This window comes from Flexivirga aerilata, from assembly GCF_013002715.1.
Lineage (GTDB): Bacteria > Actinomycetota > Actinomycetes > Actinomycetales > Dermatophilaceae > Flexivirga > Flexivirga aerilata.
The window spans coordinates 346,563-358,759 of the sequence record NZ_JABENB010000003.1; the positions used below are offsets into that span (position 1 = coordinate 346,563).

The 12,197-nt window shown below is 69.1% G+C and carries 8 protein-coding genes; 3 read left to right on the forward strand and 5 right to left on the reverse strand.

The genetic code is table 11. The annotated features are described in order from the left end of the window. Positions 1 to 9: 9 nt before the first annotated feature. The 3 genes from arc to HJ588_RS19640 form a co-directional block, all read right to left on the reverse strand. The gene (arc, locus tag HJ588_RS17240; protein ID WP_171157919.1) at positions 10 to 1,749 is read right to left on the reverse strand and encodes a proteasome ATPase; all 1,740 of its coding nucleotides are present in this window, start codon (positions 1,747 to 1,749) and stop codon (positions 10 to 12) included. A 73-nt stretch (positions 1,750 to 1,822) separates the two neighbouring features. Further along, on the reverse strand, positions 1,823 to 2,851 hold the full coding sequence (locus HJ588_RS19635) for a tRNA (adenine-N1)-methyltransferase (protein WP_343036776.1): 1,029 nt from the start codon (positions 2,849 to 2,851) through the stop codon (positions 1,823 to 1,825). A gap of 11 nt (positions 2,852 to 2,862) precedes the next feature. Then, positions 2,863 to 4,005 carry a site-2 protease family protein gene (locus tag HJ588_RS19640; RefSeq protein ID WP_246242743.1) on the reverse strand — a complete coding sequence of 381 codons (1,143 nt, stop codon included), beginning with the start codon at positions 4,003 to 4,005 and terminating at the stop codon, positions 2,863 to 2,865. A gap of 376 nt (positions 4,006 to 4,381) precedes the next feature. Between HJ588_RS19640 and HJ588_RS17250 the strand changes: the two genes are divergently transcribed. Beyond that, positions 4,382 to 5,233: a RecB family exonuclease gene (locus HJ588_RS17250; protein ID WP_281358942.1), complete on the forward strand. Its 852-nt coding sequence runs from the start codon at positions 4,382 to 4,384 to the stop codon at positions 5,231 to 5,233. A gap of 192 nt (positions 5,234 to 5,425) precedes the next feature. Beyond that, entirely contained in the window at positions 5,426 to 6,412 is a 987-nt protein-coding gene (locus HJ588_RS19105) for a hypothetical protein (RefSeq protein ID WP_212756121.1), read from the forward strand. Between the two features lie 156 nt (positions 6,413 to 6,568). On the opposite strand, the gene HJ588_RS17260 is transcribed toward HJ588_RS19105, so the two are convergent. Beyond that, the gene (locus HJ588_RS17260; RefSeq protein WP_343036777.1) at positions 6,569 to 7,210 is read right to left on the reverse strand and encodes an HAD family hydrolase; all 642 of its coding nucleotides are present in this window, start codon (positions 7,208 to 7,210) and stop codon (positions 6,569 to 6,571) included. A gap of 28 nt (positions 7,211 to 7,238) precedes the next feature. Further along, complete coding sequence (metH, locus tag HJ588_RS17265; RefSeq protein WP_425483561.1) at positions 7,239 to 11,069, reverse strand: methionine synthase; 3,831 nt, start codon at positions 11,067 to 11,069, stop codon at positions 7,239 to 7,241. Between the two features lie 179 nt (positions 11,070 to 11,248). On the opposite strand from metH, the gene HJ588_RS17270 reads away from it, so the two are divergent. Continuing rightward, a complete protein-coding gene (locus HJ588_RS17270; RefSeq protein ID WP_171157928.1) occupies positions 11,249 to 12,094 on the forward strand; it encodes a PAC2 family protein in 846 nt (281 codons plus the stop codon). The last annotated feature ends 103 nt before the right edge of the window (positions 12,095 to 12,197 follow it).

Here is a 12,197-nt window from a genome sequence, read left to right on the forward strand (position 1 = left end):
ACGGGCGGATCACAGGTATTGCCCGGTGCCCTTGATCGAGTCGATCGAGCGACCCGGTTCGGCGCCGTCCTTGCCGTCGATGAGCGTGCGGATGTAGACGATCCGTTCGCCCTTCTTGCCGGAGATCCGCGCCCAGTCGTCGGGGTTGGTGGTGTTGGGCAGGTCTTCGTTCTCCTTGAACTCGTCCACGCACGACCGCAGCAGGTGCTCGACCCGGATGCCCTTCTGACCGGTGGTCAGCTGCTCCTTGATCGCCATCTTCTTGGCGCGGTCGACGATGTTCTGGATCATCGCCCCGGAGTTGAAGTCCTTGAAGTAGAGGACCTCCTTGTCGCCGCTGGCGTAGGTGACCTCCAGGAACTTGTTCTCGTCGATCTCGGTGTACATCCGCTCGACGGTCGCCTGGATCATCGCGGCCACGGTGTCCTCGAGCGAGCCGTTGTTCTCCGCGACGTCGTCCGCGTGCAGCGGGAGGGTCGGCACGAGGTACTTGGAGAAGATGTCGCGCGCGCTCTCGGCGTCGGGGCGCTCGATCTTGATCTTCACGTCGAGCCGCCCGGGCCGCAGGATCGCCGGGTCGATCATGTCCTCACGGTTGGAGGCGCCGATCACGATGACGTTCTCCAGCCGCTCGACACCGTCGATCTCGGCCAGCAGCTGCGGCACGATCGTGGTCTCCACGTCGGAGGAGACGCCCGACCCGCGGGTGCGGAAGAGTGACTCCATCTCGTCGAAGAACACCACGACGGGCGTGCCCTCGGACGACTTCTCCCGGGCCCGCTGGAAGATCAGCCGGATGTGCCGCTCGGTCTCCCCGACATACTTGTTGAGCAGCTCCGGGCCCTTGATGTTGAGGAAGTAGGCGGTCTCGCCGCGCCCGGTCTTCTCGGCGACCTTGCGCGCCAGGTTTGCGGCAACCGCCTTGGCGATCAACGTCTTTCCGCATCCGGGAGGACCGTAGAGCAGCACACCCTTCGGCGGCCGCAACGCGTGCTCGCGGAAGAGATCGGCGTGCAGGTAGGGCAGTTCGACCGCGTCCCGGATCTGCTCGATCTGGCCGGCGAGCCCGCCGATGTCCTCGTAGTGGATGTTGGGCACCTCCTCCAGCACGAGGTCGGCGACCTCGGCCTTCGGGATGCGCTCGAAGACGAAACCACTGCGGGTGTCGAGCAGCAGTGAGTCGCCGGCCCGGATCGGCTCGCCCTCCAGCGAGGCGGCGAGCCGGCAGACCCGTTCCTCGTCGGCGTGCGCGACCACGAGCACCCGGTCCGTGCCGAGCAGTTCCTTGGCCTGGACGAGTTCGCCGACCTGCTCGAAACCAACGGCGGCCACGACATTGAGCGCCTCGTTGAGCATGACCTCGCGGCCGGGCTGCATGTCGTCGGGCTCGATCGAGGGGCTGACCGCGACCCGCATCTTCCGGCCGCTGGACAGGATGTCGGCGGTCGCGTCGTCATACGTCTCGATGACGATGCCGTATGACGCAGGCGGCTGCGCGAGGCGGTCGACCTCACCCTTGAGGTTGACGATCTGCTCGCGGGCTTCCTTGAGGGTGCGCACGAGTCGCTCGTTCTGGGCGGAGAGCGTCCCGACCGATGCCTGCAACTGGCGCACCTGGTCGGCGAGTTCGCGCGGCGTGCCACGACCCGGGCCGGTGCCACCGAGCCGGTTGCGCAGGTCGCGCACCTCGCGCTGCAGGCTCTCGGCGCCTTCCTCGGGCGTGCCGGGCTGCTGGGGCTGGTCGTTCACGTCGGCCTCCTTCGCGCAGAAGCACCAGTGGTGCTTGCGAGTGATGCCACCCGACCCTAACTCGCGAACCTGGTCACTCGGGCGGCGGCTCGCTCGCGGACCTGCGCAATTTGCGGATCTTGCGCTCCGACACCGGGCGTTCGCCCAGATCCTCGGGCGTCCAATCGACTGTGTCGTTGGTCACATCCGGTGCGCCCGTCTCAGCATGCGACGCACCGTCCTCGCCGTACGTGCCCTTGGCCGGGCGACGTTTGCGCAGCGGCGGGGTGACCCCCGGCGCGAGCCGGCGGGTGGAGACCAGGAAGCCGGTGTGCCCGTGCATGCGGTGCTGCGGGCGCACCGCGAGACCCTCGAGATGCCAGCCGCGCACGATCGACTCCCACGCCTGCGGCTCGGTGTAACCGCCGTGCGCGCGGGCCGCCTCGGCGACGCGCGAGAGCTGAGTGGCGGTTGCGACATACGCGATGAGGACGCCGCCGGGCGCCAGCGCGTCCGCCGCGGCGTCCAGGCATTCCCACGGCGCGAGCATGTCGAGCACCACCCGGTCGACCGAGCCGGGCTCGGCGATCTGCGGCAGCACCTCGACGAAGTCGCCCACGCTCACCTGCCACGCCGGGTGGTCGCCGGCGAAGAACGCCCGCACGTTGGCCTGCGCGATCTCGGCGAAGTCGGCCCGGCGCTCGATCGAGTGCAGGCTGCCGTGGTCGCCGACAGCGCGCAGGAGCGACATCGACAGCGCGCCGGAGCCGACGCCGGCCTCGACGACGCGGGCGCCGGGGAAGATGTCGGCCATCGCCACGATCTGGCCGGAGTCCTTGGGGTAGACCACGGCCGCGCCGCGCGGCATCGACATCACGTAGTCGGACAGCAGCGGCCGCATCGCGAGGTATTCGGTGCCGGCGGTGTTGGTGATCGTGCTGCCGTCCGGCAACCCGATGAGGTCGTCGTGCACGAGATGCCCGCGGTGGGTGTGGAACTGCTTGCCGGGCGTCAGCGTGAGGGTGTGCATGCGCCCCTTGGCGTCGGTCAGCTGCACGCGTTCGCCGGCGACGAACGGCCCGCGTCGGGCGGCAGCCCCGGTGGGCTCAGGCGAAGAAGTCACGAGGGGCGAGTCTAATGCTTCTCCGGCTGCGCCGACCCGCGCCGTTCGGCCGCACCGAGTGCGTTGCCGAGCTGCTCGATCGACACCAGTCCGATCGGCTGGTCGCCCGCCACCACGAGCAGCTGGTGTATGCCGGGAGCCGCTTCCTGCGCGGCTCGCACCAGCTCGGTCACGTCCGCATCCGGTGAGTCGACCCGGGCGACCCAGCCGGCCGGCTGCACCTGCGCGAGGGACTGCGCGGTGATGGTCGCGGGTGTGGTCACCGGCACCTGCGCAACCTGCGCGGCGGGGATGAAGCCCCACGCCGCACCCCGCGGATCGACCACCGCGAGGTCGACCCCCGGCGGCAGCTGGGCGAGCGCGGCGTCGCCGGGCACCAGCGCGACCGGCCGCAGCACGTCGCGCACCCGCACCCGGGCGAACAGCCGGCTGGAGCGGCCGCGGGCGATCGCATTGCTCGCGCCCATCCAGAGGAAGCCGGCGATCAGCACCGACCACAGCACGTAAAAGGTGTCCGGCTGGCCACCGCGCAGCAGCGGCCAGCCCACCGCCCACAGCACGACCAGCACCGCGACCGCCCGGCCGCACCAGCCCGCGACCACCAGTCCCGCCGAGCGCGAACCGGTGATGCGCCATACCAGCGCGTCGACAAGGAAGCCGCCGTCGAGCGGCATGCCCGGCAGCAGGTTGAAGGCCGCCACGAAGGTGTTGGAGATGACGAACGCGAAGAGCAGCAGCCGCGGGATGTCGCCGTCGACCACGCCGAGCAGGCCCCAGCCGAGGAGCGCCAGCACGCCGTTGGCGAGCGGGCCGACGACCGCGACCAGAGCACTCGACAGCGGCGAGGTGTCGTCGGTGTCGTATGCCGTGTGGCCGCCCCAGAGGTCGGCCACGATCTGCCGCACCCGGTAGCCGCGCCACTGCCCGACGAGTGCGTGCGCCGCCTCGTGGGCCAGCACCGACAGCAGCAGGAGCAGCGCGTAGAGCAGCGCCACGAAATAGGCCTGCGCGCCGAGGTCGGGATAGCTGTGCTCGATCTGCGGGCCGAAGGTGACCACGATGATCAGCCCGATGATCGGCCAGGTCCGACCGATGTAGATCGGGGTGCCGCGCAGCGTCCCGAACAACCAGCCCGGGGCGCCGCTCGTCCTCATTGCCTCAGCCTAACGAGCGGGCACCGGCCACCGCTGATCGAGTAGCGGCGAGGAACGAGCGGGGGCCTTGCTGATCGAGTAGCGGCGAGGAACGAGCCGCGTATCGAGATCAGCCCGGCAGCTCGCGTGGGTCGGGTGGTCTCGATACGCCTCCCCCGCTGCGCTCCTCCGGCTACTCGACCACCAACTCTTCGCCTCCCCCGCTGCGCTCATCCGGCTACTCGACAACCAGGCAGCGCGCGCGGCGCTGTCGGTGGGCCGGGTTACGTTTGCCGGTATGACGCAGGCCGCGCAGCACGACCACCCCGTGCAGTCGGACCACGCCCAGTCCGGCGTCCAGTCCGATCAGGGGCAGAACGACGGCCGGCCCCGTCAGCTGCGGGCAGCCCTGTCCCCCAGCCGCGCCGGCGACTTCATGCAGTGTCCGCTGCTCTACCGCTTCCGGGTGGTCGACCGCATCCCGGAGGAGCCGTCCGCCGCCGCAGCAAGGGGCACGCTCGTGCACGCGGTGCTCGAGCGCCTCTTCGACGCCCCGGCGGCCGAGCGGACCATCGAGGCCGCGACCCGGCTGCTGGACCCGCAGTGGCAGCAGCTGCTGGAGCGCGAGCCGGAGCTGGCCGGCCTGCTCGGCGACGACCCGGCGGAGCGCACGCAATGGTTCGCCGAGGCGACCTCGCTGCTGGAGCGCTGGTTCACCCTCGAAGACCCGACCCGGCTCGAGCCCGCCGAGCGCGAGCTCTACGTCGAGGCGGAGGTCGACGGTCTCACCCTGCGCGGCTACGTCGATCGTCTCGACGAGGCGCCCGGTGGACTGCTGCGGGTCGTCGACTACAAGACCGGTCGCTCGCCGTCGGAGCTGTTCGAGGCGAAGGCGCTCTTCCAGATGAAGTTCTACGCGCTGGTGCTCTGGCGCACCCGTGGAGTGGTGCCGCGCATGCTGCAGCTGGTCTATCTCGGCAATGGCGAGCTCGTCCGTTACGAGCCCGACGAGTCCGACCTGCTCGCGACCGAGCGCAAGATCAAGGCACTCTGGGCGGCCATCGAGCGAGCCGCCCGCACCGGCGACTGGCGGCCACGACGCAGCCGGTTGTGCGACTGGTGCGACCACCGGTCGCGGTGCCCGGAGTTCGGCGGCACACCGCCTCCCCTGCCGGAGCATGCGATCGAGCTCGCCCTCGACCCGGTGCGCGCGGGAGGCACGTCGCCCGCCGAGGGCGACGACGCCTGACCGCTCGACGCCGACCGGCTACCCATAAAGGATTACTTTCCGGCGGGTCTGCAGTATTTCAATTACCGTCGCGTATAAATCCGACGTTTAGTCGAATGTATGGAACCACGCCATACACCCGTTCAATCTCTGGCACTCTGTCCTGCGGAAGCCGCGCACTACCGGTGCGCTGCGTGGGGAAGAGGATGAGCAATGGCAAGCCGTGCAAGAAAACGGAACAACCTGATCGTCGGCGCGGGGGCGGCGTTCTTTGCAGCGGGTACGGCGATCGCGATCGGCACCGCCGGTGCCGCGTCGGCCGCCCCTCCGGGCAATAATTCCACTGTCAAGATCCACGAACTCGACACGCCCGATCACACCGAGAGCAACGACCCGAAGGTGTGCGAATTCAACCTGGAGTACTTCAACCAGGACCCGAGCCAGGAGGGCTTCACCGCGGTGTTCACCACCCAGCCGGGTGGCGAGGCCGTGCTGACGATCCCGATGCCGCCGGCCGGTGCCGACGGCTACTCCGAGTCGGTCTACCTCAACGCCGACCCGAACGGCGAGACCGACGGTTACACCGTCCCGGCCGGCCAGTACTACGTGACGGTCTACGGCAAGTTCGGCACCGAGCCCGAGGAGAAGGCCAAGAGCAAGGTCTTCCGGGTCGACTGTGAGGACACGACACCGACGTCACCGACCGGACCGACGTCACCGACCGAGCCGACCAGCCCGACCAGCCCGACATCGCCGACCGAGCCGACCAGCCCGACCGGACCGACATCACCGACCGAGCCGACCAGCCCGACCGGACCGACGTCACCGACTGAGCCCACGAGCCCGACCGGACCGACGTCACCGACCGAGCCCACGAGCCCGACCGGACCGACGTCACCGACCGAGCCGACCAGCCCGACCGGACCGACATCGCCGACTGAGCCGACCAGCCCGACCGGACCGACGTCACCGACCACCGGTCCCACGAGCCCGACGTCACCGACCGGGCCGACCAGCCCGACCACAGGACCGACCGCTCCCCCGACCGGACCCACGTCACCGACCACCGGTCCCCCGGTGGTGACCGACGGACCGCAGGGTGGCGGCGGTAACGACGCCGGCGTCATCGGCCTCGGCATGGTCGCCTTCGGCGTGGTCGTCGCCGGTGCCGGCATGTTGCGGCGCCGGATGACCGAGTAGTCGCGAATCCGCCAGTAGGACCACGGAGGGCCGGTGCACCGGAGGTGCATCGGCCCTCCTTGGTTGTCCGCTCTTCTTGCGGTGCGCGTTTGCTCGGTGCGCGTGTGGGAGGTGCCGTCTGCGAGATGCCGGCTTGGCGCGCCGCCCGCCGACGGGCTAGCGCGCGTTGGCGGTGACTGCCACCAGGTCGCCCGGGGTGAGGCCGTCCAACGAGTGCACCTGCACCGCGCCGTCGACCGGCGGCACCTGCACGATGTGCGGCACCGCGATCGTCGGCACCCCGGCGGCCACCGCCGCGTGGACGCCCGGGATCGAGTCCTCGATCGCGACGCAGACCGCCGCGTCGACACCGAGCTCACGGACGGCCGTCGAGTAGGCCTCCGGGTCGGGTTTGCCGTGAGTGACCCGGTCGCCGGTCACGGCCGCGGAGAAGGTCCCGGCCGGCAGCGCGTCGATGAGGACGTCGGCGAACGACCGGTAGGACATCGTCACCAGGGCGTTCGGGATGCCTTCTGCCACACAGGCTTTCAGCAACTGCTCCGCGCCGGGGCGCCACGGCAGGTGCTGGCGCATCTGCTCGATGACCCGCGCCAGGAGGTAGTCGACGATCTGCTCCGGCGCCAGCGTCACCGGGCTGTTGTCGCGGATGATCTGCGCGGAGACCAGCAACGGGTTGCCGACGAGCTGGTGGGCCATGTCGTCGTCCCAGGTGCCTCCGTACGACGCGACCAGGCCCTTCTCCGCGGCGATCCAGAGCGGCTCGGTGTCGACAAGGGTGCCGTCCATGTCCCACAGCACGGCCGCGGGCAGTGTCCTGGTGGTGATGTCAGTCCTCCGTTTCGTAACCCAGGTTGGGCGCCAGCCAGCGCTCCGCGGTCTTGAGGTCCCAGCCCTTGCGGTCGGCATACGACCGCACCTGGTCCGGCCCGAGCCGCCCGACGACGAAGTACTGCGACTGCGGGTGCGAGAAGTACCAGCCGCTGACCGCCGCGCCGGGCCACATCGCCATCGACTCGGTGAGCTCGATGCCGGTCTGCTGCGTGGCGTCGAGCAGGTCGAACAGCGTTACCTTCTCGGTGTGGTCCGGGCAGGCCGGGTAGCCCGGTGCCGGCCGGATGCCGCGGTACTTCTCGGCGATCAGCTCTTCGTTGTCGAGGTGCTCGTCGGGTGCGTAACCCCACAGCTCGTGGCGCACCACGGCGTGCATCCGCTCGGCGAACGCCTCGGCAAGGCGGTCGGCCAGCGACTCCAGCAGGATCGCGCTGTAGTCGTCGAGCTCCTCCTTGAAGCGCTTGATGTGGTCCTGGGCGCCGAGCCCGGCGGTGACCGCGAATCCGCCGATGTAGTCGCGCAATCCGCTGTCCTTCGGCGCGACGAAGTCGGCCAGTGACCGGTTGGGCACGCCCTCGCGGTGCTGGCCCTGCTGCCGCAGGTGGTGCAGCACGGTGCGCACCGTCGAGCGGGTCTCGTCGGTGTAGACCTCGATGTCGTCGCCGACCGACGCGGCCGGGAAGAAGCCGACGACGCCGTTCGCGGACAGCCAGTGCTCCTCGATCACCCGGTCGAGCATCGCCTGCGCGTCGTCCCACAACTTGCGGGCTGCCTCGCCGCTCGCCGGGTTATTGAGGATGTCGGGGTAGCGGCCCTTCATCTCCCAGGCGTTGAAGAACGGCTGCCAGTCGATGTATTCGCGTAGCGTCTCCAGCGGATAGTCCTTGAACGTCCGCGTGTATGACGAGACGTGCCCCATCGGGTGGTCGCACTCGGGCCCCTCGCACACGTCCTTCGCCTGCTGCAGCAGGAAACGCGGGCGCGGCGGCTGGTAGTCCTGCCAGTCGATGGGCGTGCGCGCCGCGACCGCGTCGTCATACGAAATCAACGGCCGCTCATTGGTTTTGGCGGCATGCCGCTTGCGGATCGACTCGTAGTCGGCGTCGACCTCGGCCATGAACTTCGGCCGGCGCTCGTCGGAGAGCAGCGCGGCCGCGGTCGGCACCGACCGGGACGCGTCCTTCACCCACACGACCGGGCCGTGATATTTCGGGGTCACTTTCACCGCGGTGTGGGCCCGCGACGTGGTCGCGCCGCCGATGAGGAGCGGGATGTCGAAGCCCTGCCGCTCCATCTCCTCGGCGAAACCCACCATCTCGTCGAGCGACGGCGTGATGAGGCCGGAAAGGCCGATGATGTCTGCGTTTTCGGCCTTCGCCGCGTCGATGATCTTCTGGCCGGGCACCATCACGCCGAGGTCGACGACATCGTAGTTGTTGCACTGCAGCACCACGCCGACGATGTTCTTGCCGATGTCGTGCACGTCGCCCTTGACCGTGGCCATCACGATCTTGCCGTTGGAGTGTGCGGCGTCGCCGGGCTTGCGCTCGGCCTCGATGTACGGAATCAGATGTGCGACAGCCTTTTTCATCACCCGGGCCGACTTGACCACCTGCGGCAGGAACATCTTGCCGGCGCCGAACAGGTCACCGACCACCCCCATGCCGTCCATCAGCGGGCCCTCGATCACCGCGAGCGGACGCTCCCCCGCCTCGGCGAGCTCCACCCGCATCTGCTCGGTGTCGTCCACGATGAACTCGTCGATGCCCTTGACAAGGGCGTGTGTAATGCGTTCGCGCACAGGCTGATTGCGCCACTCGGTCGCAGATCCGTCGTCGACCTTGTCGGCCGCCTTGTTGTGCTGCTCGGCGATCTCGAGCAGCCGCTCGGTGGCGTCCTCACGCCGGTTGAGGATGACGTCCTCGATGCGGTCACGCAGCTCGGGGTCGATCTCGTCGTAGACCACCAGGGCGCCCGCGTTGACGATGCCCATGTCCATCCCGGCCTTGACCGCGTGGTAGAGGAACACCGCGTGGATCGCCTCACGCACCGGGTTGTTGCCGCGGAAGCTGAACGAGACATTGGAGACGCCGCCCGACACCAGGGCGCCCGGGAGGTTTTCCTTGATCCAGCGGGTGCCCTCGATGAAGTCGACGCCGTAGTTTGCGTGCTCCTCAATGCCCGTGGCGACCGCGAAGATGTTGGGGTCGAAGATGATGTCCTCAGCCGGGAAGCCGACCTCCTCGGTGAGGATCTTGTATGCCGTGCCGCAGATCTCCTTGCGGCGCTCCAGCGTGTCGGCCTGCCCCTCCTCGTCGAAGGCCATCACGACGATCGCCGCGCCATACTTGCGGCACAGCCGGGCCCGCTCGACGAACGCCTCGACGCCCTCCTTCATGGAGATCGAGTTGACGATGGATTTGCCCTGGACACAACGCAATCCGGCCTCGATGACCTCCCACTTGGAGGAGTCGATCATCATCGGCACCTGCGAGATGTCCGGCTCGGAGGCGACCAGCTTGCAGAAGCGGTCCATCGCCGCGATGCCGTCGATCATCCCCTCGTCCATGTTGACGTCGATGACCTGGGCGCCGGCCTCCACCTGCTGGCGGGCGACATTGAGGGCGGTGGGGTAGTCGCCCTCCTTGATCAGCTTGCGGAAGCGCGCGGACCCGGTGATGTTGGTGCGTTCGCCGACGTTGACGAAGAGCGAGTCGGGGGTGACGTTGAGCGGTTCGAGACCGGACAGCCGCAACGCCGGAGCGACCTGCGGGGGCACCCGGGGCGTGGTGTCGCCGACGCGTGCGCCGATGGCGGCGATGTGGTCCGGGGTGGTGCCGCAGCAACCGCCGAGCACGTTGACGAGCCCGTCGGCGGCGAACCCTGCGACGATCTCTGCCATCTGCTCGGCCGTTTCGTCATACTCGCCGAACGCGTTGGGCAGACCGGCGTTGGGGTAGCAGAAGGTGAAACAGTCTGCGACCCGGGAGAGTTCGGCGACATAGGGGCGCATGTCGGCAGCGCCGAGCGCACAGTTGAAGCCGACGGCGAGCGGCTTGGCGTGCCGCACGCTGTTCCAGAACGCCTCGGTGACCTGACCCGACAGGGTGCGGCCGGACGCGTCGGTGATCGTGCCGGAGATGAAGACCGGCCAGCGACGGCCCCGCTCCTCGAAGAGTGTCTCGAGCGCGAAGACAGCGGCCTTGGCGTTGAGCGTGTCGAAGATCGTCTCGATCAGCAGCAGGTCGGCGCCGCCGTCGACCAGGCCGCCCGCCTGCTCGAGGTAGGCGTCCACGAGCTCCTCGAAGGAGGTGTTGCGCGCGCCCGGGTCGTTGACGTCCGGGGAGATCGACGCGGTGCGGTTGGTCGGGCCGAGCGCGCCGGCGACATAGCGCGGGCGCTCCGGTGTGGAGACCGCGTCGCACGCCGCGCGGGCGAGCTTGGCCGACTCCAGGTTGAGCTCGTAGCTCAAGTCCTCCATGCCGTAGTCGGCCATCGAGATGCGCTGCGCGCTGAAGGTGTTGGTCTCGATGATGTCCGCGCCGCCGGCGAGATAGTCGTCATGGATCGACCGGATCAGCTCCGGGCGGGTGATCGACAACAGGTCGTTGTTGCCCTTGACGTCCTGGTCCCAGTCGGCGAACCGCTCCCCGCGGAACTCCTCCTCCGACAGCTTGTGGCGCTGGATGAAGACACCCATCGAGCCGTCGAGCAACAGCACCCGCTGCTGCATGGCGGCGGTCAGCTGGTCGGTCTGGTCGGGACGAATCAGGGACTCGTCGCGCTGCGCTGCACTGGCGCGCGCAAGGTCGGAGCGGCTGCTCACTGTGGGGTTCCCTTCGGGGAAGATGGGCGCAGGTGGCTCGATTTTAGCCACCCGGTCGGGGGTTGCAGCAGTCAGGCGGGCCGGTCGGCGCGCGGCCTGCGGCATACCTGCGGCAGGAGCGGGGTTGCATTCCCTAAGCTGGTCGGGATCCGTCGGTCTGGAGCAAGGAGCGTGCGAAGGTGATCGAGTTCGAGGACGTGCCGGAGCTGCGCGACCCGATCATGATCGCCGCGTTCGAGGGCTGGAACGACGCCGGCGAGACCGCGTCGGCGACCGTCGCCCACCTGATCGAGACCTGGGACGCCTCGCCCATCGCCGCGCTTGACCCCGAGATCTACTACGACTTCCAGGTCAACCGGCCGCGGGTGTCCGGTGACGCGGGCAACCGTGAGATCACCTGGCCGACCACCAAGATCTTCCTCGCGCGGGACACCCCGCTCGACCGTGACGTGCTGCTCGTGCAGGGCATCGAGCCGTCGATGAAGTGGCTGTCCTTCACTCGCGAGCTCGTCGAGTTCGCCGGCGAGTACGACGTCGGGATGATCATCACCCTCGGCGGCCTGCTCGCCGACGTGCCGCACACCCGGCCGATCCCGGTCACCGTCACGTCCGAGGACGAGGAGACCCGGCAGCGCTACGACGTGGAACCGAGCCGCTATGAGGGGCCGACCGGGATCGTCGGCGTCGTCACCGACGCGGCGCACCGCGCGGAACTGCCGACGTTGTCCTGCTGGGCGGCCGTGCCGCACTACGCCGGCGGCAGTCCGTCGCCCAAGGCCACCCTCGCGCTGCTGACCCGCCTCGAGGAGTTGCTCGACGCGCTCATCGGGCACGCGGACCTGCCCGACCAGGCGCGCGCCTGGGAGCACGGGGTCGACGAACTCGCCGCCTCCGACGACGAGGTGGCCGACTACGTGCATTCGCTGGAGGAAGCCCAGGACACCACCGAACTCCCCGAGGCCAGCGGCGACGCCATCGCCCGGGAGTTCGAGAAGTATCTGCGGCGCCGCGAGACCGACGACTGAGGGCGGGCGGCGGCAGAGCCGCGGGCTTCGCGTGCGTGCGCAGCCCGCGACCGTCGCGACTTCTGCACGCTCCCGGCGCGATGAGCGTGCGTATGCCGCGACC